Source organism: Blastopirellula sp. SH421 (assembly GCF_057808535.1).
On sequence record NZ_CM173712.1, the window covers coordinates 6382746 to 6406262 of the forward strand.

16 protein-coding genes are annotated in these 23517 nt (G+C 56.5%); 12 read left to right on the top strand and 4 right to left on the bottom strand.

Features of this window, described 5'->3' with window-relative positions; all coding sequences use genetic code 11:
• Positions 1-213 precede the first annotated feature (213 nt).
• From SH421x_RS25895 to SH421x_RS25920, 6 genes are all read left to right on the top strand, one after another.
• Positions 214-552 carry a hypothetical protein gene (locus SH421x_RS25895; protein ID WP_488852916.1) on the top strand — a complete coding sequence of 113 codons (339 nt, stop codon included), beginning with the start codon at positions 214-216 and terminating at the stop codon, positions 550-552.
• Between the two features lie 44 nt (positions 553-596).
• Positions 597-1109, top strand: coding sequence for a hypothetical protein (locus tag SH421x_RS25900; protein ID WP_488852917.1), 513 nt, complete (start codon positions 597-599; stop codon positions 1107-1109).
• Between the two features lie 97 nt (positions 1110-1206).
• Entirely contained in the window at positions 1207-1539 is a 333-nt protein-coding gene (locus SH421x_RS25905) for a hypothetical protein (RefSeq protein WP_488852918.1), read from the top strand.
• Between the two features lie 295 nt (positions 1540-1834).
• Positions 1835-3304, top strand: a complete 1470-nt coding sequence (locus SH421x_RS25910; protein WP_488852919.1) for a sensor histidine kinase — start codon at positions 1835-1837, stop codon at positions 3302-3304.
• 16 nt (positions 3305-3320) lie between these two features.
• Positions 3321-3740: a response regulator gene (locus tag SH421x_RS25915; protein ID WP_488852920.1), complete on the top strand. Its 420-nt coding sequence runs from the start codon at positions 3321-3323 to the stop codon at positions 3738-3740.
• A gap of 5 nt (positions 3741-3745) precedes the next feature.
• Positions 3746-4297, top strand: coding sequence for a GrpB family protein (locus tag SH421x_RS25920; protein WP_488852921.1), 552 nt, complete (start codon positions 3746-3748; stop codon positions 4295-4297).
• 24 nt (positions 4298-4321) lie between these two features.
• Here SH421x_RS25920 and der read toward each other — a convergent pair whose 3' ends face one another.
• Positions 4322-5761 carry a ribosome biogenesis GTPase Der gene (der, locus tag SH421x_RS25925; RefSeq protein WP_488852922.1) on the bottom strand — a complete coding sequence of 480 codons (1440 nt, stop codon included), beginning with the start codon at positions 5759-5761 and terminating at the stop codon, positions 4322-4324.
• Positions 5762-6069: 308 nt separating this feature from the next.
• Complete coding sequence (locus tag SH421x_RS25930; protein WP_488852923.1) at positions 6070-6696, bottom strand: pentapeptide repeat-containing protein; 627 nt, start codon at positions 6694-6696, stop codon at positions 6070-6072.
• A gap of 801 nt (positions 6697-7497) precedes the next feature.
• Here SH421x_RS25930 and SH421x_RS25935 point away from each other — a divergent pair.
• From SH421x_RS25935 to SH421x_RS25945, 3 genes are all read left to right on the top strand, one after another.
• The gene (locus tag SH421x_RS25935; protein WP_488852924.1) at positions 7498-8304 is read left to right on the top strand and encodes a segregation and condensation protein A; all 807 of its coding nucleotides are present in this window, start codon (positions 7498-7500) and stop codon (positions 8302-8304) included.
• A gap of 489 nt (positions 8305-8793) precedes the next feature.
• The gene (locus tag SH421x_RS25940) at positions 8794-9261 is read left to right on the top strand and encodes a carboxypeptidase regulatory-like domain-containing protein (RefSeq protein WP_488852925.1); all 468 of its coding nucleotides are present in this window, start codon (positions 8794-8796) and stop codon (positions 9259-9261) included.
• Positions 9262-9349: 88 nt separating this feature from the next.
• The gene (locus tag SH421x_RS25945) at positions 9350-10297 is read left to right on the top strand and encodes a DUF1559 family PulG-like putative transporter (RefSeq protein WP_488852926.1); all 948 of its coding nucleotides are present in this window, start codon (positions 9350-9352) and stop codon (positions 10295-10297) included.
• Between the two features lie 71 nt (positions 10298-10368).
• Here the strand turns inward: SH421x_RS25945 and mnmA are convergent, their stop codons facing one another.
• The gene (gene mnmA / locus SH421x_RS25950; RefSeq protein ID WP_488852927.1) at positions 10369-11481 is read right to left on the bottom strand and encodes a tRNA 2-thiouridine(34) synthase MnmA; all 1113 of its coding nucleotides are present in this window, start codon (positions 11479-11481) and stop codon (positions 10369-10371) included.
• Positions 11482-11778: 297 nt separating this feature from the next.
• On the opposite strand from mnmA, the gene SH421x_RS25955 reads away from it, so the two are divergent.
• From SH421x_RS25955 to SH421x_RS25965, 3 genes are all read left to right on the top strand, one after another.
• The gene (locus SH421x_RS25955) at positions 11779-12510 is read left to right on the top strand and encodes a 4'-phosphopantetheinyl transferase family protein (protein WP_488852928.1); all 732 of its coding nucleotides are present in this window, start codon (positions 11779-11781) and stop codon (positions 12508-12510) included.
• 33 nt (positions 12511-12543) lie between these two features.
• Positions 12544-12813 carry an acyl carrier protein gene (locus SH421x_RS25960; RefSeq protein ID WP_488852929.1) on the top strand — a complete coding sequence of 90 codons (270 nt, stop codon included), beginning with the start codon at positions 12544-12546 and terminating at the stop codon, positions 12811-12813.
• Positions 12814-12989: 176 nt separating this feature from the next.
• Positions 12990-20675 carry an aminotransferase class I/II-fold pyridoxal phosphate-dependent enzyme gene (locus SH421x_RS25965; RefSeq protein WP_488852930.1) on the top strand — a complete coding sequence of 2562 codons (7686 nt, stop codon included), beginning with the start codon at positions 12990-12992 and terminating at the stop codon, positions 20673-20675.
• 573 nt (positions 20676-21248) lie between these two features.
• Here SH421x_RS25965 and SH421x_RS25970 read toward each other — a convergent pair.
• Positions 21249-23450 carry a penicillin acylase family protein gene (locus SH421x_RS25970; RefSeq protein ID WP_488852931.1) on the bottom strand — a complete coding sequence of 734 codons (2202 nt, stop codon included), beginning with the start codon at positions 23448-23450 and terminating at the stop codon, positions 21249-21251.
• Positions 23451-23517 lie beyond the last annotated feature (67 nt).

Here is a 23517-nt window from a genome sequence, read left to right on the forward strand (position 1 = left end):
TTGCGGAAAAGACGGCAGGATCGTCACACTAGGGGCACTTGGCATAAACCGGCGAGAAACATTCACCCGTTGCTTGCGGAGTTCCGAATAACGTTTCCAGCAGTCGATTTTTTTTGCGAGAGCATCCATCCAGGGCGCTCGCGCAATACCCAACCGAACATTTTATTACTGCTCGACGGCGGCCGAATATGCCGCATGCCGAAGGAGACGACGATGCAAAATTTCGCCATGCGAGCGTTGATCTGCGGTTTTGTCTTGGCCACTGGCCTGACAATCGCAAGCTCAGCCTCGGCCCAACAGCCGTTCACGCAGTACTACGTCGCAGACCAACAGTACGGGATCAACGCCGAGATGTACGTCGCGCCGTTTCCGACTCCGCCGCTGGTGGGCCACACAAGTATCACGTATCCGCCGCTGGCTCCGCATGAGTTTTTGTATCGACACTCACGACGTTACTACCAAACCTACAACGGCGGGCGCGGCTGGAATCGAACGAGCGTTCATTGGTACGGCGGTCACAATTGGCTTTCGCCAATCAATCCGTTGTTCTAAGTCGGCCAGACGACCAAGCAAGTTCTACGCAAGGATCCCCAGTGATGACCCGTAACCTGATTTTCGCCGCATTGGTCGGCATTGCGGCTTCGGCCGCAGCCGCCGGCAGCGCTCAAGCCGGCTGGCCTGTCACCTACAACAGCGCCGCCGTGATTGCCGCGGAGAATGCTCAGACCTATCCGTGGCACGGGGGATACTACTACCAAGACTGGCACACGCCGATGGCCTTGGTCGTGCCGCCGACCGCTTCGCTGCAAACCAACTACAGCTGGGGCGTGCCGTCGAGCCGCGTGACGCCGATTAATCACCAATTTGGTCCGGTCTATCCCGGTCCCACTTCGGCCGAATCGTTGTCGCAACTAAGCCCCACCCCGCATTGGCCCAACAATACCTATCAGTTTGGGGTCTACTATGTGCGTGGCCCCTGGGAACATCGCGAGCCCAACCCTTACAGCTCAATGCACCATCACCACCATGGTGGCGGCGGATTTAAGGGGCGCTTTGGCTCGCGCTGCGGCAATGGCAATTGCAACGGTAACTGCGTCAACTGCCGTTAAACAAACCAACGTTTTCCTTAAAAAGGGTGGGCCGTCAGGTTCGCCCTTTTTTTGTGCGCTCGGCAAGAATCGACTTGGCCGCGATTGGCCCGCCAAAATGGACGATTGCTGGCGCCGCTATCAACCACTCAAGTTGACCTTGACCAGCGGCCAATGCATGCCGATTATTCCCCCTCGGCGTGATTCTCTCTCTAACCATTCAATTGCAGGCCTGCCGATGCGTTCTCCCTCTCTGGCGATGATGCTCTGTTCGGGAAGCTTAATGGTCTTTGTGAGCGGATGTTTTAGTCTTAGCCTGGGGACCAAAACCTGCACCGGCACCAGTCCCGAAACCCAGGCTCGCCTCTCATCGCTGGAGCAGCGAGTGAGCGCTCTAGAACAGATTTTACCTACACCGACAGCAATTTATTCGCCGGTCGAGACGCCCTAGGCGAGCAAAACAAAGCAGACAATTCACATCATCGATCCTTCATTTCCGATCTAACAAAATTTTTCGACAAGCCATTTTTGGGGAAATAACAGTAATCCCAGGCAAACGTGAGCGCCGCTCTAAATCGCCTTGATCTTTGGGCAGCCCGTTTTGCTGCTCGATGTTGTCGACGCTGGTGAAATGGGGCACAATAGCGAAGCCGAAAGGAGGGGCGCTCAAGCCCAATCTCCTGCTGGCCGCGATGGGGCTCCGGATTCGCCCTCATGCAGGAACGGGGGAGGGCAGGATGGCGGAGATGAGTGACCATGTCGGTCCGACCGACGATTTTTCGATCGATATCGAGATCTGTCCGATCGCCATCATGCTGATCTCGTCGGCAGGAAAAGTCATCCGCAGCAATAGCCGGCTTGATGAGTTATTTGGATATCGCAAAGGCGAACTCTATGGCCAGTCGGTCGAAGTGATGGTCCCCGAGAAAACTCGCATCTTTCATTCTGAGTTGCGCGACGCCTTTTTCGAGTTCCCCACAAGTCGCCGCATGGGGACGGGACGGGACCTGCATGGAGTGCGAAAAGATGGCGAAATGATCCCGGTCGAAGTTGGCCTCGATCCCGTCCAAGTCGGCGCAGAGCTGATGGTGATCGTCTCGGTTTTGGATATCCGCGAACGGAAGAAACACGAAGCGATTATCGTGCGGGCACTCAACGCAGCTTCTAGCGCCATGATTCAAGTCAATGAAGCTGGCGCGATCGAACTGGTGAACAACAAAGCTTGTCAATTATTTGGCTATGAACACGCTGAGATGATCGGGCACCCGGTCGAGAATCTCATCCCCCAAAGATTCCGCCGCAAACATGCGGCCTATCGGGTCAGTTACAACAACGATCGCAGCGCCCGAGAAATGGGAAGTGGACGCGACTTGTTCGGAGTACGTAAGAACGGAACGGAATTCCCCATCGAAATTGGTCTGACTCCGGTCGAAGAAATGGCCGGAAAATCGACGATGGCGACCATCATCGATATCACGGACCGCAAAGCGAAAGAATTGGAAATCGCCTTGAAGGCGACCGAGCTAGAGCGACTGAATGATGAGCTGAAGCAATTCGCCTACAGCGCTTCGCATGACTTGAAAGCGCCGCTGGCGTCGATTGCTGGCTTGCTCCACGTTTGCGATACCGACTTGGAACTGGGCGATCAAGCCGAAGTGAAGGCTAACCTCCTGAAAGCCCAAGGACTGGCCGAGCGTCTGGCCTCGCGCATCGAGGTCGTGTTGTCGCTGGCGAAGTCCGAAATGGTCGAGGTCGGTTGGGAAGCAATCAATGTTCAAAATCGCTTTGAAATGATTTGGGCGTCCCTAGACACCAACTCGGTCAAAGTCAGCACCGAATTTCGACATCTCGAACCGGTCTACAGTATTGCCGTTCGCTTTGACGTTACGCTCGAAAACCTGTTATCCAACGCAATCAAGTATTGCGATCCTCAACAGCCTGAATGCATCGTGCGACTCAAGACATGGAGCGAACCTCACAAATTTTGCTTCTCTGTAGCGGACAACGGAGTCGGTATTCCACCCGAGTTTCATAGCCGCGTGTTCAAGTTGTTTCAACGCTTCTCCCAAGGCGACATCGCAGGCAGCGGCATTGGACTGGCCTTGGCCAAAAAGTACGTCTCCCAACTTGGGGGCGAGATCTCCTTTGAGTCCATCCCGGGGAACACGGTGTTTACCGTGGTCTTGCCGCAAAATAACCGATCCGCCATTCCCTAAGTCGCAAGGACTGTCAATGCCTTTAACGATTGCCGTAGTCGACGATAGTGATGTCGATCGCTATTTGATCAAACGGATCTCGAATCAGCTTGAGTCGGACGTCACCTTCGTCGAGTTTGCCGCTGGCGATCATTTCCTAGAAGCGATCATCGACGAACAACGCCGGACCCAAGAGCTGGGCGAGCCCCCTCCGCCGGCGCTCATTCTGCTCGACATCAACATGCCTCGCATGACGGGCCATGAGGTTCTCGAAGCATTGCAACGCCAACTGGGTGATAACTATAACTTCATGTCGGTCGTGATGTATTCCTCTTCCGCGTTCATCGAAGACAAAATGGGCGCCATGAAATACCCGTTTGTTAAAGACTACATCGTTAAGCCGATCAGCAAGATCCAATTGCAATCCGCGATTGATCGCTATTGCCTGACGAACTAATCAGCATGTCCGATTATCCGCTCGAAACAGGACTGATCGGCGGTGTAGAATCACGCGAGATTCGCCTTGTTGAATCTGATCGATCCTGGCCAGACAAGTTTGCGGCTCACGCCAGCGTGATCGAAGCGGCGCTTCCAGCTACCGCGTTGCAGATCGAACATATCGGCTCTACATCCGTTCCTGGGCTAGCCGCCAAGCCGATCATCGACATCTTAGTGGTCGTCGCCGATTCAGCCGACGAGGCGGCCTATCTGCCGCAGCTTGAGCAGGCAGGCTATCTGCTTCGCGTGCGTGAACCAGACTGGCGAGAGCATCGGATGCTACGCACGCCTGATCGAGACGTGCATGTGCATGTCTATTCGTATGGTTGCATCGAGAGCGCTCGCAACCTGATGTTCCGCGATCGCTTGCGCAGCCACCGCGCGGATCGAGAGCGCTACGAGCAGGTCAAACGCGAACTGACCCAACAAGCATGGACCGACATGAACGCCTATGCGGCGGCCAAGACAGAAGTGATCGAAAGCATCATCAAAGCAGCTGCCAGTGAAACGTCGTAGCATTTCACCGTAGCTTGCTTCGATCTATTCGTCCTTCATTTCATTCAACATGTCGCTGATCGCTGCGTCGCTGGAGCTTGAGTCCAAGTCGGCATCCGTCTCTTGCAGATCCTCGGCGCCGTCGGACGGCGCGTCTCCCTTGAAGTCCGCTTCTTGACGACGATGCAGATACAGCTTGATTGGCACTTCGCTAAAGCTGACGTGATCGCGAATCATCGACAGCAGATAGCGACGATAGCCATCGCTAAACGCTTTGGGCGAATTGCACTTCAACACAATCGTCGGCGGTTGAGCGCCGATCTGCGTAGCGAAGTAGATCTTGGGACGTCGCAGCTTGTACAACGGTGGCGGCGTCTTCTCGATCGCAAATCGCACAATGCGGTTGAGTTCGCCGGTCGTGATCCGCTCCAGCGATTGCTTGAACAACATCTGAGCGTGGTTCAGCAGCGCTTTCACGTTCTTGCCGGTCTGCCCCGTGATAAACGCGACTGGCGCGTAGGGGATGTTCCGGAAGGTGTCATGCAGATAAGTCGCCCAACGATCGGTCGGCATCTTATCGTGGTAAAGATCCCACTTGTTGACGACAAAAATGACCGGTTTGTAATTCTCGGCGATGTACGAGATCAGTTGCTTATCAACTTTGCTGACTTGCTGTGACGCATCAAAGAACATCAACACGACGTCTGCGCGTCGAATGCTGCGTTCGGCGCGATGCGTGCTGTAAAAGTCGATATCGGTTTTCACGCTGGCTCGGCGGCGTAACCCCGGCGTATCGATCGCGGTGAACGACTTTCCGTCAAGTTCAAATCGAATATCGACGCTGTCGCGCGTGGTGCCGGCGACTTCGCTGACGATCATCCGTTCGGCGCGTGCCAATGTATTGACGAACGTACTCTTGCCGACGTTCCGGCGCCCGACCACCGCGATTTTCATCTCGGGTTCGCCGGTCTCTTCCCCTTCTTCGGCATCCGGCAATCGATCGGCGATGACGTTCAGCAGATCATCTTTGTTTCGATTTTGCAGCGTGCTGACAGGCACCAGTTTGCCGCGTCCCAGTTGATAAAACTGGTCGGCGTCGTGGTCCATGTGCGATTCATCGGTCTTGTTTGCGACCAACACAATTGGCTTGTTGATGTGACGCAGGCGACGAGCGACCTCTTGATCGAGAGGCAGAATCCCTTCGCGAGTATCGACGACAAACAAGATCAGATCGGCCGAATCGATCGCGACCGCGATCTGCTGCTCAATTTCGTCGGTCAGATCATCGACGTCATTGACGCCGATCCCGCCGGTATCCACGATCTCAAAGTAGCGATCGCGCCACTGCATTAGATAGGTCATGCGGTCGCGGGTCACACCGGCCACATTGTCAACGATCGCCAAACGCCGACCAGCAAGCCAATTGAACAGGCTTGATTTGCCCACATTAGGGCGCCCGACGATAACGATTTGCGGCAAACTCATAATTCTACGGCTCAAATGCTAGCGGCGCCGGCCAGTTGCTTGATCGAAACGGCGTTCCGAAGGCAACGCACCCCCCGACTTGCGAGGCGCCCAAGTAAACTCCTAGTGTAGACGATCACGACCTGAAAATCAGCGTGCCAAATGCTTGTCAAACCTGAAATGAGAGTTCTGCGGCATTTGCACGCTACTCTGGGAAGCAAAAAACCGTGGACGGCCCCAAAACCCCCACATTGTGCGTCGAGGAACGTCCGTAAAACGGCGCCAAAGTCCCAAAAGTGAGCCTCAAAAATTTTAAGGCATGTCCGCGTCTACGCCCAGATTTTCCACCATGGGCGTTTGCTCCGTACGATTGGTTGAAACTTTTTATGCTTCGCACACGCGTTTTTGGCCCGTTCAATCAGGGTTCCGGTCATGTTGGCGTCGTGCATATCTGCATCGGTGAAGTCGGCGTCGTCGATTTTGGCGCCGCTGAGGTTCGCCCCCCGGAGCATCGCGCCCCGGACATCCGCCCGGGTCAGATTGGCCGCGGAGAGATCGCACCGCAAATCGCACATACTTAGATCGGCTTCCACAAGTCGAGCGGAAGTTAGATCACAATTTTCTAGTTTCGCGTAGCGCAGATTAGCGCCGGTCAGATTCGCGTTGATAAATAGTGAGCGATAAAGTATGGCGTCGGTAAATCGTGTCTTCTGCAAATTGGCCCCGGTAAAATCGGCGTCTTGCACCGAGGCGCCGATAAACGAAGCCCCTTCTAGGTCTGACCCGGCGAAATTGCATTGGTTCAAATTATCGCTGTCAAAGACACAGTTCCGTAGCACGCGGTTCGAGAGGTCGGCGCCTTTCAGGTTCTTACCGATCAGCTTTTGCCCTTGGAGACATTCGGCGTCTAACTCAAAGAGTACGTCGCCCGATTCTCGATGTTTGATTTGGATCATTCGCTTGTTGCCCGCTGGTTGTAGAGAAGAAGAGATTCGACAACCGCGATATCCAAAGACATAGCTTCGCGCAAATAACCGAAGTACCGATTACGACAATACAGTACCGGTTGTAAGACGCATCACCGGCGGATGAATACGCCGGCGGCAAGTCTGCGGAAAACGTTTCGCGATCGTGCCTACTAGTCTGTGCCTAGTTCTCTGCGCCTGCTTCTCTGTCGCGCTGCTCTCTATTTGCGTCTTCTCCCTCTTCGCCCATCCATGACGCTTCGATCTCCGGTCGTTATCGAAACCGGTGCGTCCCGAAAGCCTCAAAAAGCTTCACTCAAAACTCAGGTGATTTACTTGCTTTTAAGCTGTTGCATGCGGGTAAAAGATCGAATCAGATACCTATGATTCTAGAAAACCAGTAGTTACGCCCCTAGAGAAATATCGTAAATTTTTAGCGTTATTATACCTTCGATTCGGAGCGATGACGCTCGAAAGGGTGGAGGCAAACGATCCCAAGTTCATTCTGGGGGGAGCCGATTTGGTGGGATGCTTTTCCCCTTTTCGCTAGTCAGATCCACGTACCAAAGTCAGAAAAGGAGACCGAATCGATCTCCCCTTACTCGACGAAATAGACGAAAAGAGAGAGACGAAATGCAGCAAATACCTCTCGGGGATGCTCGCATACATGGGGAAATTTCAAAAATCGACCACGCTCTGGGTGACTTGCGCAAGCTTCTGCTATCGTTTGTTTGAGGAAGACTTGTCCCTTGATTGGCCCCACCAACAGGTTACAGCCGAAAAGAAATCGACATGAAGTTCAAGGTCGACATCGACGTCTACCGCGGTCCGCTCGACCTGCTGCTTTATCTGGTGCGCAAACATGAGGTCGATATCCGTGATATTCCGATCGCGATGGTCACCGAGCAATACGTGATCTATCTCGACATCCTACAACACCTGGATGTCGACGCGGCCGCTGACTTCTTGGAGATGGCCAGCACGCTGGTCGAGATCAAATCGAAGCTGCTGCTACCTGGGGTCGAAGCCGACGAAGAACTGATTGACGATCCGCGCGAGCAGTTGGTCGAGCGTCTGTTGGAATACAAGCGTTTCAAAGACGCGGCGGGATTACTGGACGATCAGGGACGTGCCTGGAACCGTCGCTTCGCCCGACTATCGGACGATCTGCCGCCGCGACGCATTGACCCCGCTCAGCAACCAATTCACGAGGTTGAACTGTGGGACTTGGTCAGCGCACTGACCCGGATCGTACGCGACAACAAACCGGTGCAGCCGACCAGCATTGTGTATGACGACACGCCGATTCGCGTCTACATGGAGCGCATCCACCAACGCATCGTTGCCGAAGAGAACGTATCGTTCACTTCGATGTTTGGCGGCCCGGTCCATAAGATTGTGATTATCGGCCTCTTTTTGGCGGTTTTAGAACTGGTGCGACACTGCGGGGTAATCGCCCAACAACCAGAGCCGCACGGCGAAATGTACCTGACCGCTGGGCCGCACTTCTCGACCGAATTCACGCTGACCGAGGTCGACGACTATTCGGCGGCGCCATCCGAAGATCAAGCCGGCGGATCAAGTACTGCGGAATCGTAACTCGTCGATCACGCCGTGGCTCGCGAACGCCAGCAATCGCCCCCTCCCCCCTCTCATGGCCAACCAGCCTGCGATCTTGTGTTCCATTGATGCGCAAATGGGATATTAAAATCGCTTCTAAATTCGACCGCCGAACCAGGTTCCCCTAAACCCAAATCCGCGGAAATGAAGAGGGGATGCATATCAACTATCACTATCGCTCGCTTATCGCCTGACAACGGCACTCTACCCTCCCTTGCCATCGCAATTCGATCGCGGGAATGTGCATCCCAGAGGCGCGAATTTAGCCGCTTTCTCATCTTCATCAACTCTTCAATGAATTCCACGTTAAGTAGCGACCGGAACTGTCTCTTGAGTTGTTAGAGTGCGCTCTTTCGCAGGCATCTACGGAAGAAAACTTGCAAACGTTCATGTCGATCGAATGGCCGCAGCGCTGCGTCTTCCGATCGATAGATGCACTTATCCACAATCCAATCGGAGACCTTCGTCATGCATCGGCCACGACCTGTACGGCTAGTTTGGCTGCTGCCAGCCATCGCATTGTTAGTCGGCTGCGACCAAGGCGTTCAGACCGACTACAGCAAATTGAATCTGATCGACGTCGACGGCGTGGTCACCCTTGACGGAACGCCCCTTCCCGCTGCGGTCGTTCAGTTTGAAACCCCAGAAGGAACCTTCTCCTACGGACAAACCGATGAATCGGGTCACTATCAACTGATGCTGAATACCGAACAAAGCGGTGTCATCCCGGGCCCCAAAGTGGTCCGCGTCAGAACCGGTCCGGTCTCTGAAGACGAAGAAATGGAAGAGGAGGAAGGCGAAAAGGCAAAACCCGTCAAAGAGATTGTCCCAGCTTGCTACAACAAAAAATCGAAGCTTGAAGTCCAAGTCGATGGCTCAAAAACAACCTTCAACTTTGACCTTAAGTCCGACTGTTCCACCACAAGCGCCAACTAACGTCGCAACTCACATTCTTTCTTTTTTGGCCGAGATCAGGAGTGACGGGAGTCGCTCCGCGGCTGGGATTTATAGGAGATCTTTCCGCATGAAAAATTCAAACTCCGTTCGCTCTACCGCAGGCTTTACTCTGGTCGAACTGCTCGTCGTAATCGCGATCATCGGCGTCTTGATTGCGCTGCTGCTACCGGCCGTCCAGCAAGCGCGCGAAGCGGCTCGTCGTATGAGTTGCAGCAACAACATGAAGCAGATCGGACTAGGTCTGCACAACTACCATGACACGCATCTGACGCTGCCGCACGCTTGGTACAACCGCGGGCATCTCTGGACCGCTCGCATTCTGCCGTTCATTGAACAGGGCAATCTCTACGATACTCTTGAGTTTGCCGAAGGAGACAACTTTGGCACCGACGGCTCGGCCAATGAGACCGCTTGCTGCACCGTCATCGATACCTATTTTTGCCCCAGCATGCCGCTACAGAAGCATTACGACTTCAACGGCATTCCAGAGCGCGTCCCGATGAGCTACCTGGGGAACGGTGGAACGTTGGTCAGCGCGGACGATGCGAGCGATGTGGACGCGTCCGTCGGTCCGCTATCTTTTGAAGACCTGAAACAAAACGGCGTGATCTATGGCTGCACGGCAACCCGGTTTGCCGACATTCGCGACGGTTTGTCAAACACTGTGATGGTGGGCGAAGCGATGACCGATCCCGACTTTGGCAAAGATGGCCAAGCGATCGACCATTGGTATATCGGGTCGGGCCAGATCGATCCTTGCGCCTGCAATGGAGGAACCGGCGGTACGGAGTTTAGCGAAACTTGCGGCTCGGCAGCGGTTCGCTTAAACGTTCGTCTCAATGATCCGTCGGCAAGCGGTCACTTGATGGAGCTCGCTTTTGGCAGCTATCACCCCGGCGGCGCGATGTTCAATCGGTGTGACGGATCCGTTTCGTTCCTTGCGGATACGATGGATTTCGCCGCCTATCAAGCGATCTTCACTCGCGGTGGGGGAGAAACGGTCACCGCTCCGTAGATCGTCACTGTCGAAATAACGCAAACACCATCAGGGACTCGCTGCTGCGAGTCCCTTTTGCTGCGCGGCGATTATTCAATCCAACCGCCCCCTAGCACTTGATCTCCGTCATAGCAAACCACAGCCTGGCCTGGGGCGACGCCGCGCCGAGGTTCATCAAAGGTCACTGCGATCCGCCCGTCGGGCAATTGCGTTACCATAGCTGGCGCGTCGTCGCTGTTGTAACGAATCTGAGCACGGCAACGGAGTGGACCGGCCGGCAGATCGACCAGCCAGTTGCAATCTCGAGCTGTCAACTCGGTACGCCCTAGCTCTTCTTTCTCGCCGATCACCACTTGGTTTGTCTGCGCATCAATGCGAACCACAAATCGTGGTTCGCCCAGCGCAACGCCCAGCCCTTTGCGCTGGCCAATGGTGTACTTTTCGATCCCGTCATGCGTGCCGACCACTTGGCCCGCGGTGGTTACGATCTCTCCGGCGGTTTGCAGATCTGCGCGGCGCGACTTGATGAACTCGTCATGCTTGCCAGAAGTGACGAAGCAGATCTCTTGGCTATCCTTCTTATCAGCGACCCTCATTCCGATCTGGCCGGCCAGTTCGCGAATGCGCGACTTCTCAAACTGTCCGACCGGCAGCAACATTCGCCGCAAGTATTCTCGCTGGATTCCAAACAGCACATAAGTTTGGTCCTTGCCGGGATCGACTCCTCGCACCAACCGAGGAGTCGCCCCCCCAGGATCGGTGATCATTTGGGCATAGTGCCCCGTCGCAACAAACTCGGCTCCGACGCTATCGGCGTAATCAAATAGCTTGCCGAACTTAATCCAGTTGTTGCACATCACACACGGATTGGGGGTTCGCCCGGCGACATACTCATTGACGAAGTAGTCAATGATTTGCCCGAATTCGCGCTGCAGGTTGAGTGCATAGAAAGGGATCTGAAGGTTATCAGCAACCCGGCGTGCATCAGCAGCGTCACTGGCGCTGCAGCAACCTTGCTTGTGATCCGCGCGCGTGTTGAGGATCGGCAGCGCCGGTTGACCATCAATCTGGCAGCTAGCAACCGGCGATTCTTCGCCGTGGCGCATAAAAACACCAATTACTTCATGCCCCTCTTCTAGAAGGAGATGGGCAGCAACGCTGCTATCAACCCCCCCCGACATAGCTAGTACAACTCGCGCCATCCGCCCGAAAACTCCACAAAAAGCCCGCAGACTACCGACAATGCCAGCGAGACTGCGTATTATGAGTAAGCCTTTGAATTATACAGACTATTACGAATAATGCGGCCGATCACAGCGAGCCGATAACCCTCCCGTCGAGATTGTCTTTTGTCCGACTTTTTAAGAAGAGCGCAATCCTCCCAGTAGCGGCAGTCCCTCCACCATGAGCCGCTCAACGGACAATGTGCGATCACGACACTTAACCCCCTAGCAAAAATGATACGTCTTCCGGAAGCCAGAGGCGCACGCCTCGCACCATTGACCGGTATTGCTGCCGACGCGCTGCATCTGTGGAGCATTCCGCTTCATACGAGCAAGTCGCAAGTGGCGCAACTGCGCGAAGTGCTATCGGCTGCCGAGCGCGAGAAAGCGGACAACTTTTTGCTAGCAGATCAGACCGAGCGGTATATCGTCTGCCGCGGCGCGGTCCGTCAGATCTTGGCCGGGTATCTCGAAACAATTCCCCAACAGCTCACCCTGGCCAACGGAAAGTACGGCAAGCCGCAGCTCGAAAATCAAGATTCGCTCTGGTTTAACATCACCCATTCGGGCGATCTAGCCGTCTTGGCGGTATCGTCGATTGGCGAAGTGGGTGTTGATATCGAGCAAGTTCGCAAGGTTCGCGGCCTACCGCGGATGGTCGATCGCTGCTTGGCCAGCGGCGAACGTCCTGATGTGCTGCGTCTGCCACAAGCCGAACAAGATCGTCAATTTCTGCGATATTGGACGCACAAGGAAGCTTATTTGAAGACTTTTGGTGTCGGAATTCGACGTCCACTAGAAAAAATCGAGATGGACCTGACGGCGAAGCCATCACGTCGCGTGATGAACCATTTCGGCCATTTTCCAGAAGAACCGGCCGCTTCGATCACCGAATTCTGCCCAGCCGAGGGATATGTCGGCGCGATTTCGGTCTGCGGATCGCTTCCCGGCGAAATTGCCGCCCAGGCGTGGGTTGGTGGTCGATTTCAAGCGCAACGTGTAGGATAAGTCGATTAAGTAACGCCGGTTGAGAGGACCTACATGACCAGCGACAAATCGGCCGCGGGCGCAACTGCCTCGACGGAAGAAATCCAAGAGTGGATGGTCGCCTATCTTGCGCGTGAGCTAGATACGGCGCCTCAGTCAATCGATGTGACTGCGCCGTTCGAAAACTTTGCCCTCGATTCTGCAGCCGCGATCGGCATGACAGGAGATCTTGAACAATGGCTCGGACGCCGAATCGATCCGACCGTCGTCTACGATTATCCGACGATCGAAGAATTCTCGGAATACCTTGCCGAACATCGATAATCGCGCGTCTGGGCTCAGACGCAAGCGGCGCAGGTCAAATCTGGCAATATCGCTACAATGTCGTTAAGGCTTGCGCCACGTCGTAATGGCTTGCGCCGCTCGCTTTGCCTACCTTCCCCCAGGACGAGCTTCGTAGAGCCGTCATTCACAAGCCACGACGTAGATAGATTACCGAGATGCATCTACCTCACTCGCCGATCGCCGTGGTCGGCGTCGGTTGCCGATTTCCTGGCGCGGCCGATATCGCCGCCTATTGGGAACTTCTCGCCAACGGAGTCGACGCGATTCGTGAAACTCCGCGCGATCGCTGGGATGTCGATGCGCTCTACAGCGCCGACCCGGCCACGCCTGGCAAAACCACCACGCGTTGGGGCGGCTTTCTTGATGACGTCGCTGACTTTGATCCCGCCTTCTTTGGGATCTCAGGCCGTGAAGCCGAAAAGATGGACCCGCAGCAGCGATTGCTGTTAGAAGTCGCTTGGGAATCGCTGGAGCAAGCCGGCATTCCGGTCGACACGCTAGCAGATTCCGCAACCGGCGTCTTTGTCGGGATTAGCAATTGCGACTATCAACGGCTAATGTTTCGCGGGCTCGAATCACTAACCGCCTACAGCGCCACCGGCACCAGTCTCTCGATCGCCGCCAATCGCATCAGCTATCTGTTCAATCTGCGCGGTCCCAGCGTTGCGGTCGACACCGCTTGCAGTTCGTCACTGGTCGCTGTGCACTTGGCCTGCCAAAGCTTGCGTAGCGGCGAGTCCAATCTCGGCCTGGCCGGCGGCGTCAACATGATGCTGACTCCAGAAGGGACTATCACCTTTTCTCAGGCGCGCATGATGGCGCCTGACGGCCGTTGCAAGACGTTCGACGCCAAAGCCGATGGCTATGTTCGCGGCGAAGGTTGCGGCTTTGTCGTCCTCAAACGACTGGAAGACGCCGAGCGCGACGGTAATCGTATTTTGGCCGTCATCCGCGGATCGGCCATCAATCAAGATGGTCTGACCAACGGACTGACCGCGCCCAATGGTCCCTCGCAACAAGACGTCCTGCGCGCTGCTCTGGATGCTGCCCAGCTCAACCCGCACGACATCGAATATATCGAAGCGCACGGCACCGGCACTTCCTTGGGCGATCCGATTGAAGTTCGCTCATTGAAGAGCGTGTTAGCGGTTGATCGGCCGGCCAACAAACCGCTACGGATCGCTTCGGTCAAAACCAACATTGGTCACCTAGAATCAGCCGCCGGCGTCGCCGGTCTCGTCAAGTGTATCCTGGCGCTGACCCATCAGCAGATTCCGCCGCATCTGCACTTTAACGAGCTCAATCCGTACATCGATCTCTCCGACGCGCCGATCGAGATCCCGCTAGTCGCGACCCCTTGGAATGCGCCAGTCGGTCAGCGCAATGCAGGCGTCAGCGCCTTCGGATTTGGTGGCACCAACTGCCACGTGATTGTCGGCGACTACACTGGTCCTGCTTCGACTCAGCCTGATACCAAGCTGGTGCGTCCGCAACATCTTGTGACATTGTCGGCGGCCAGCGCGATGGGTCTGGCCGAAGTTGCGACGCAATACGCCGACCTGCTGGCCGAGCAAAGCGAGCTCGATATCGCCGACTTCGCCTACTCGGTAAATGTTGGCCGATCCAAGCTAGAAGTTCGCCGCGGCCTGGTCGTCGATTCGCGCGAAGCGGCTATCAAGCAACTGCACAAAATCGCCCAAGCGGCCCCCAGCGAAGAAACAAGCCCCAAACGCCGCAAGCTCAAGACCGCCTTCCTGTTTACAGGGCAAGGCTCGCAATATTTCGGCATGAGCCGCTCGCTTTACGATTCACAGCCAATCTATCGGGCGGTCCTTGATCGCTGTGCGACAATCTTGGCGCAATACGATGTGCCGCTGATCGAAATCTTGTTTGGCGCCGACGCCGATGCCGTCAATCAAACTATCTATACGCAACCCGCCCTGTTTGCCGTCGAGTACGCGCTGTTCGAGCTCTGGAAATCATGGGGCGTCGAGCCTGACATGGTCATCGGGCACAGCGTGGGCGAATACGTCGCCGCCTGCGCCGCTCAAGTTTTCTCGCTTGAAGATGGACTAAAGCTAATCGCGCTGCGTGGCAAACTGATGAACTCGCTGCCTGTCGGCGGCGGCATGGTCGCGATCGCTGCAGGTCCGGGTGTCGTCGATCCGCTGGTTGCTGCTGGCGGTGGCAAACTATCGGTCGCCGCCTACAACAGCCCGCAGCAAACGGTTATTTCAGGCGAACTGGCCGCGCTCGAAACAGCGATTACGGCTTGCGAACAACAAGGAGTTCGCGCGACGCGCCTGACCGTCTCGCATGCATTCCATTCGTCGTTGATGGATCCGATTCTCGACGAGTTCGAAAAAACCGTCGGCCAAATCCAGCTCCGCCCCGCGGCGATTCCGCTGGCCGCCAACCTGACGGGCGCATGGGCCGGCGACGACATTACCACCCCTGCCTATTGGCGACGTCATCTTCGCGAAGCGGTACGCTTTGGCGACGGGATGGCGCTGGTTGGTAAGAAGGGCGCCAAGCTCTTTGTCGAAATCGGCCCCAATCCTATCCTGACCGGATTAGGCAGAGCGACGCTCGACAGCAAAGACCTGAACTGGCTGCCGTCACTGCGTGCCAAACGAGACGAATGGCAAACGCTGCTCGGCTCGCTCGCTCAATTGTTCGAGCTTGGCGGCAAGATCGACTGGCAAGGCTTTGAAGCCGGATATGCCCGCACCAAGCTAGACCTGCCAACCTATCCGTTTCAGCGGTCACGGTTTTGGGCGCCAGACAGCCTCTCCGGCATTGCGGAAACCGGCGCCTATCAAAGCACGGCGGCGACTCCGATCGTCGGCGGACATCCGCTGCTAGGCGTGCTACACCCGACGGCATTTGAAGAAACGCTGTACGAGGCAACCCTCTCCGCATCGCGCCCTGCATACTTGCGCGACCATCAACTGTTTGGCCAGCCGGTTTTCCCAGCAACCGGATACATCGAAATTGCGCTCGCCGCAGGCCGCGAGCATTTCGCCGCCGCCAACGTCGCGATCGAAGGGCTAAACATTCATCAACCGCTGGTACTGGACGAGTCGCTGCGTAGAGTGCAAACGTTGATTTCGCCTGGCGATACGGTCTGCGACTTCCGCATTCTCAGCCGCGAAACGTCCGGCGAATCGGACTCGGTCTGGAAGCTGCACGCTTCCGGTAAGATCGCCCTCTCGGCCGCCGCACCGGCTGAACTGCAACTGCAAGACGTCTACTACAAGATGGAAGGGGAGCTCGACGTCGAAGCGTTCTACGCTGCGTGTCGCGCCAGCGGTCTCGATTATGGCCGCGCCTTCCGTGGTATTAAAAAGCTGGGGACCGGCGGCGATGACGCCCTCGCCGAAGTCGCACTCGCTGCTCAGCAAAAGAGCGAAGCTTCCCACTATGCACTCCATCCGGCGCTGCTCGACGCCTGCCTGCAGACAGTAGGCGCTCTGGTCGCCGATCAGGTTGACGCCGACTCTACCTTTGTGCCGATTGGCGCTGCGGCGGTTCAGACCTTCGCAGCCCACTCTCCGTCGCATGTGATCTGTCATAGCCAGATCACCGAGCGTAAGAGTGGTCGCTCACCGCAAGTGGTCGCCGATGTGATTTTGGCCAATGAAGAAGGCGAGCAACTCGCCGAGATCCGCGGGCTCCGCCTGATGCGTGTCTCTCGCAAAGACTTGCAACAGCGTCTGCATCACCATGTCGACAGTTGGCTGTACGAGGTGATCTGGCGCGAGACGCCGCGAATTGGTTCGCCGTTGTCGGTCGACGAGACGCAACATCCGGTTTGGCTGGTCTGGTCCGCTGACGCGAAAAGCCCACTCGCCGCAGCGCTGCACACAGAACTGACCGATCGCAAACAAAAGTGCGTGATCGTCTCGCCCGGCAAAAAGCTGAAGATGACAGCCGACTCTGCCGCCGTCCACCCCGGCGATGCGGCTCAATTTGAAGAGCTGTTGGCCAAGCTCAATCTATCGGCTGACGCGCCCTTGCGCGGAGTCGTCGTCCTGGCCAACACGCTCACCGCGGCGGACTCCAAGTCGCTGGTCGCCGCGGATCTGCAAACCGTACAAGCGACGTTACACTTGACGCAATCGCTGCTAAAGCTCGACGAACAATCGCCGCAGTTAACAATCGTCACCAGCGGTGCGCAGCAAGTTGCTGCTGATGCCGGCGTGGCGCAACCGCTTAGCACGTCGCTGTGGGGCATGGCGCGCGTCATCGCCGCCGAAGCGCCGAAGCTCGCCTGCACGCGCATCGATCTCGATCCAGCCGGCGGCGAGAATGCGGCCAAACTGTTTGGCGAGTTGTGGGTGCCTGACAAAGAAGTCGAGATCGCGCTGCGTGGTGAAAAGCGGTACTCGTCACGACTTGTCTCAGCGGCTGACGCCAAAAAAAGTCAACTCGCGATTCCTTACGTCCCGTATCGACTCGGCCTGCAAAAGTTTGGCCTGATCGATCAACTGACGCTGCGCGAAGTTGCACTCACCGAACCGAAAGCGACCGAAGTCGAAATCGCCGTCAGCGCCGCTGGGCTCAACTTCCGCGATGTGCTGCGGGCCCTAGGCATGTTGCAAGAGTACGAAAAAGAGATCGGCATCCTCAGCGAAGCGGACGTCACGTTCGGCTTTGAATGCTCTGGCGTGGTGACTCGCGTCGGTAGTCAGGTGAAGTCGCACAAACCCGGCGACACGGTGATCGCACTGGCGACCGCCAGCATGGGAAGCCATCTGACGATCGATCAAAACTACGTCGCTCCACGTCCCACCGGCATGTCGCACGACGCAGCCGCAACCTTACCGCTGGCCTACCTGACCGCCTACTACGGTCTAATCAAACTGGCCAAGCTCAAAAAGGGAGACCGCGTTTTGATTCACGCGGCGGCGGGCGGCGTGGGACAAGCGGCAGTCGCAATCGCCCAAGCGGCCGGCGCCGATATCTACGCGACCGCGAGCCGCAGCAAGTGGGATTTCCTCCGCTCGCTCGGCATCCAGCATGTGTACGACTCGCGCACGACCAGCTTCGCCGACAAGCTTTCCGCCGATACCGACGGCCGCGGCGTGGATGTGGTGCTGAACAGCTTGAACCAAGATTTCATCTCGAAAAGTGTCGACGTTCTGGCCGATAAAGGCCGCTTTGTCGAGATCGGCAAGATCGGCATCTGGACGCCGGAGCAGTTTGCCGAAGTTCGTCCCGATGCCCAATACTTTCCGTTCGATCTCGGTCAGGAAGAGCGCAACGCGCCGGGCCTGATCGCCCAGCTGTTGACCGAGCTAGGACCGCAGTTTGACTCCGGCGCGCTCCGTCCGCTGCCGATGGAAGTCTTCCCGGTTGAGAAATCGGTCGAAGCCTTCCGCCACATGCAGCAGGCCAAGCATCGCGGCAAAGTTGTGATCGACATGGCGCGTCCGCTGGGAGAAACGTCGCTGATCAGCACCAGCGGAACCTACCTGATCACCGGTGGTCTCGGCGCGCTCGGATTGGAAGTCGCGGGTTGGCTGGTCAGTCGCGGCGCCAAACAGTTGGCCCTCGCCAGCCGCAGCGGCAAAGCGAGTGAAGCAGTCGCTCAGCGGATTGCTGGGTGGGAGGCCGAAGGAGTCACAGTCAACTCTGTTGCGCTGGACGTCGCCGATCGCAAAAGCGTACAGCAAACAATCGCCAAGCTAAACAAGCAAAACTCGTTAGTCGGTGTGATTCATGCTGCAGGCGTGCTGGATGATGCAACGCTCTCACAACAATCGTGGGAGCGATTTGAAACCGTCCTCTCGGCCAAGGTTGATGGCGCATGGAACTTGCACCTTGCGACCGCTGATCTGCCGCTCTCACTATTCGTCACCTTCTCATCGCTTGCGGCGGTGATTGGTTCGCCGGGCCAGTCTAACTATGCGGCCGCGAATGCATTTTTAGATGGCTTGGCCAAGTATCGTCGCGGTCAAGGCCTAGCCGGTCTGAGCATCAACTGGGGCCCCTGGTCCGGCGGTGGCATGGCGGCCGATCAAGATCATTCAAAGTGGGCCAAGCTGGGGGTCGGCGTCATCTCGCCGCCGGAAGGCTTGTTTGCGCTGGAGCAGATCGTCAGCGATCGACTCAGCTCTAACGTCGGCGTCTTTCCGATCGACTGGAGCAAATTCCTTAAGCAATTCTCTCGCAACAAGCATCCTCGATTGCTGGATCAGTTGGCGACGCTGCATCGCCGTGAGACGGTCGCTGCTGCTGGCGCTGTCGCAGGCGGTTTGAAAGGTCAACTTGCCGCCGCCAACGATGACAAACGGGCTCGACTGGTCGGTGACTTTGTCGCCGAAGCGGTCGGCAAAACGCTGGGCGTCGCCGCCGCCCAGCTTGATCGCAGCAAGCCGCTGGCCGACATGGGTCTCGACTCGCTGATGGGTATCGAGCTGAAGAATGGTCTTGAGTCAGAACTTGATATCGAAATTCCGCTCGAAAGCTTCTCGGCCGAAACGACAGTCAACTCTCTCGCGACTGTTGTACAAGCGATCCTCGGCGTTGAAGGGGATGCTTCGGAGGGCGCCGGGTCAAGCGAAACCGCCTCACCGCAAGCCAAAGCCCAGCAAAAACGTTCGATCGACGAAATTGGTCCCGGCGATTTTGACGTGCGTGAGTTTCCTGAGATCCGCGAATTGGAAGCGCGGCTGGAAACGTTTGCCCGTAATGGAGTCGAAAATCCTTACTTTGACGTGCATGAGAGCGTGACCAAGGATACGACGGTGATCCAGGGTCGTACGATGATCAACTTCTCTAGCTACAACTACATCGGCAGCAGCGGCGCGCCGGAAGTGGATGCGGCCGCCAAAGCGGCGATCGACCAATACGGGACCAGCGTCTCGGCCAGTCGCGTGGTGAGCGGCGAGAAGACAGTCCATGGTCAGCTAGAACGAGGAATCGCGAAGTTCTTGGGTGTCGAAGATTCGGTCGTGTTTGTCGGTGGTCACTCGACTAACGAAACGACGATCGGTCACCTGATGAACCCCGGCGACTTGATCCTGCATGATGAGCTGTCGCACAACAGTTTGATCCAAGGGTGCATCCTCTCTGGCGCCCAACGACGTTCGTTTCGCCACAACGATCACGAAGCGGCCGAGCGCATGCTGGCCGAATCACGCGGTAACTATCGCCGCGTGCTGATCGTGGTCGAAGGGGTCTACAGCATGGACGGCGATTATCCCGATCTGCCCAAATTCATTGAGCTGAAAGAAAAGTACAAAGCGATGCTCTTTGTCGACGAGGCCCACTCGATCGGCACGATGGGCAAAACGGGACGCGGCATCTGCGAACATTTTGATGTCGATCCCAACCGCGTCGACATGCTAATGGCGACCCTCAGCAAAACCTTTGGCAGCTGCGGGGGCTACATCGCCGGCCGCAAGCAGTTGGTGCAGTATTTGAAGTACACCGCGCCCGGCTTTGTCTTTAGCGTCGGCATTCCGCCGGCCAATGCAGCGGCGGCATTAGCCTCCCTTGAGCGTTTGGAAGCCCATCCCGAGATCGTCGCCCAGTGCGCCGCTAACTCGGCGCTCTTCCTGAAACTGGCGAAAGAAAAAGGGCTGAACACCGGCCTCGGCCGCAACACGCCGGTCGTGCCGGTCATCACCGGCAACTCCATGCGAGCACTAAAGCTGTCGCGCAACTTGTATGCCCGCGGCATCAACGTCCAGCCGATCCTGTACCCGGCCGTCGAAGAAAAAGCGACTCGCTTACGCTTCTTCATCACGTCAGAGCACAAGGAAAAGCAAATCCGCGAAACGGTCGACGCGACGGCGGAAGAGCTGGCCAAGCTAGAAGCGCAGGAGAAGTAGCCTCCGCGATCTGCTAGGTCTAAGCAGACAGCGGACAGGACGAGGAAGCGATTGTGCTTATTTTGGATCGACAGAAAGCCTTGACAAAGTCTAAGTCTTTCGATATTATTTAATAACACATATTCTTAAAGAGCACTCCAGCGCATAGAGCGCTGGACTTGCTGAAACCAGTCGTGCGACCAAGCTCGGGTCGCTCGCATTGGGATCGGGCGGCGCTATACCCGTCCGCTAATCCAACAGGGGGGCCGATGGTCATTGTCTCGGCTATACCACCCAAATTGCCCTTTTGGCAAAATGGGCGATTTGTCAAAAAAATATGTGAGCGGTCCAGTCCACAACCGCGGCAAAAAAATCGGAGTCCTTTCCTGTCCAATCTCAAGCGTCACCACCACTGCCATATCTCCCAATTTAACACAAAGGCAAAATAGGGAATTACGAGAGAAAAAAACGCGGCCAGTCCACCCGGCTGATCAGAAAAAAGTGCGGTGCTCCAGTCCACCCGACCGGTCAGAAAAATCGTGTGGCGCTAGTCCACTTGAGCAGCGTCTTCAACTAGACATTCGTCATTAGAAATTAGACATTCTCCTCCAAACCCAACCGCTTGTATTGCCCATCAAACCACCGCGGGACATCGCTTTTGTAATAGGCCGAAAAGCGGCTTTCGCTGGGTCCGCCAGGCAAGTTGCTCCATGCTTCGGTGGTCGCCATGTCGGCGACAAAGTGATAACTGGGGGCGAAGGTCGACGAGCGTTTAGCCGTTTGTAGGACGTGCCCTTGAAAGATCGTCGCAAAGTTGCCCGGCATCGGGTAGGGCCGGCTTTCAAAGCCGAGGAGTCGTCCGACGCTGATGCCGCCAAAGAAGCGATCCGAGAATTGAAAGTTATTGACGTCGGACCAAGGTTTGTCGACTTCGAGCGCCAGTTTTTCGGCCGCCGCGCGAATCAAATCGCTCTTGTTGCGACCTTTCCACCAGAGCGAATCTTCTTTCTTTAAGATCCGGTCCACGGCCGCAATCACCATGCTCGAAAAACCAACCCGCGTCGCAACATACAAGACGCGACGGCGACCAAGTCCCTCGGCCTGGCCGAAGATTTCCAGCAGCGTGTTACGATAAAGCCGCTGGAATAAGACGGCCTCGTGACTATCCTGCGAGTAGTCCAGATTCCAATTTTCCAGCCGTTGCACCACTTTTTTGTCGGCGATGTGCGGCAGCAAATGGGGCAACAAGTCGCGAGCTTGGAGGCTTACCAAATCGTACTGCAAAGCCTGCATTTCTTCGACGGTGACTTCATCGGCATAGCTCAGTTGCTCAACGATACGCCGCTTGCGATAGTCGGGCAACGTTTGACTAGTGATGCGCACGCCGTCCACTTCGGGTTGTTCTTCATTGGCGGTCGCGACAAACCCACACTCGGGATTGTAGATGCTAGGCAAATACTCTGGCGGCAAGAAGCCGTCCCAATGATTCTGCTCATCCCAAGCGGCCAGCGGCGCCAGTCCCGATGCGCCGTTGCGCCGGACCGGAAAGCGTCCGTTCCCTTGCATCCCGATGTTGCCGTCAGTATCGGCAAAGACCCAGCAGAGGGTCGGCTGCGGACATTGCTCGGCGACTTCCATCGCCGACGCAACATCCGGCGCTGCGATCACGTCTAACCATGATCCAATCGCGGCGCCGCTGCCGGGCGAGGTGCCCGACCAAGCCAGCGAAAATTGATAGCCTTCTGTCAGCGGATCGGCGTCGAGCGTCCCTTGTGGATTTTCCAGGATGGTCAGCGTTTCGCTCTCTCCCCCTTTGCTGCCGATCTCTTCCAGTCGGATTTGAAAGTCGTGCCATTGGTGATCGCCGCGGCGATATTGCCATTGGCCGGTCGGCGCTTGGCGGCAATCTTCGACAAAGATGTCAATCGTGTCTCCTTTCATGTAGGTGACGCCCCAGGCAAGCTTCGAAGTGCGACCGACTGCGACCAGCGGGCACCCTGGCAGCGTAGCGCCCATCACGTAATCGTCATCCCAATTCAAGACTGCTTCGTACCAGATCGCCGGCAAACGATTGATCTCAAGATGCGGATCAGAACAGAGAATCGCGCCGCCAGAAGCGGTGCGCGAAGGCGCAACGGCCCACGCGTTACTGCCTGCCAAACGCGGCAGATCAGCCAACACTTCGAGCGCTTCGTCCGACATCCGGGGCATCGATGCAACTTGGCGAATCAAATCAAAATCGACATGCTCCAATCGGCCTTCAAACATTTCGCGCAGCGCCGCCTCGCTGGCCCCCGACTGAATCAGTTCGACGATGATTCGCTCATTTTCGAGCTGGCTGACTGCGAGCCCGCCAAAGCTGAGCAAATTGCCGATCAACAGCACGCTGACCGGATCCCACGGCTCCGACTCAAATCCGGTCGCCCACATCGGCCACGACTGTCCGACGGCGATCGCGCCGTCGTTGACCCCGGCCGAGTAATGCGCGATCTGTTCACGAATCCGGGGCCGCAGCAGACCGACCTCGCGTTGGTGGTTGCGGTGGAGCCCCATGCGACGAAAAAAACGATCGGTTTCGCGCAGTTCTTCCTTGTCGGCGATCAATTCGGATGCGCGACCGGCCGAAACTGCTCGGGCAAACATGATTTGCGTGATGCGGTCCGTCGCATGCATATAACCAAGGCCATACAGCGCATCGTGACGCGATTCGGCAAAAACGTGCGGAACCCCCGCTTCGTCTCGGGCAATGCGTAACTTTCGTTGGCAGTTCGGCGTCGAAAGAGGAGTTAATGTCATCGCTGGCGAAGCTAGATCGGGGATGGATAGGAGGTTAGTCGTGTTATCGACCGCTGGGCGTGTCCCT

Coding starts and splice junctions, on each gene's coding strand:
- SH421x_RS25895 (WP_488852916.1), top strand. CDS start 214: ATGCAAAATTTCGCCATGCGAGCGTTGATCTGCGGTTTTGTCTTGGCC.
- SH421x_RS25900 (WP_488852917.1), top strand. CDS start 597: ATGACCCGTAACCTGATTTTCGCCGCATTGGTCGGCATTGCGGCTTCG.
- SH421x_RS25905 (WP_488852918.1), top strand. CDS start 1,207: ATGGACGATTGCTGGCGCCGCTATCAACCACTCAAGTTGACCTTGACC.
- SH421x_RS25910 (WP_488852919.1), top strand. CDS start 1,835: ATGAGTGACCATGTCGGTCCGACCGACGATTTTTCGATCGATATCGAG.
- SH421x_RS25915 (WP_488852920.1), top strand. CDS start 3,321: ATGCCTTTAACGATTGCCGTAGTCGACGATAGTGATGTCGATCGCTAT.
- SH421x_RS25920 (WP_488852921.1), top strand. CDS start 3,746: ATGTCCGATTATCCGCTCGAAACAGGACTGATCGGCGGTGTAGAATCA.
- der (WP_488852922.1), bottom strand. CDS start 5,761: ATGAGTTTGCCGCAAATCGTTATCGTCGGGCGCCCTAATGTGGGCAAA.
- SH421x_RS25930 (WP_488852923.1), bottom strand. CDS start 6,696: ATGATCCAAATCAAACATCGAGAATCGGGCGACGTACTCTTTGAGTTA.
- SH421x_RS25935 (WP_488852924.1), top strand. CDS start 7,498: ATGAAGTTCAAGGTCGACATCGACGTCTACCGCGGTCCGCTCGACCTG.
- SH421x_RS25940 (WP_488852925.1), top strand. CDS start 8,794: ATGCATCGGCCACGACCTGTACGGCTAGTTTGGCTGCTGCCAGCCATC.
- SH421x_RS25945 (WP_488852926.1), top strand. CDS start 9,350: ATGAAAAATTCAAACTCCGTTCGCTCTACCGCAGGCTTTACTCTGGTC.
- mnmA (WP_488852927.1), bottom strand. CDS start 11,481: ATGGCGCGAGTTGTACTAGCTATGTCGGGGGGGGTTGATAGCAGCGTT.
- SH421x_RS25960 (WP_488852929.1), top strand. CDS start 12,544: ATGACCAGCGACAAATCGGCCGCGGGCGCAACTGCCTCGACGGAAGAA.
- SH421x_RS25965 (WP_488852930.1), top strand. CDS start 12,990: ATGCATCTACCTCACTCGCCGATCGCCGTGGTCGGCGTCGGTTGCCGA.
- SH421x_RS25970 (WP_488852931.1), bottom strand. CDS start 23,450: ATGACATTAACTCCTCTTTCGACGCCGAACTGCCAACGAAAGTTACGC.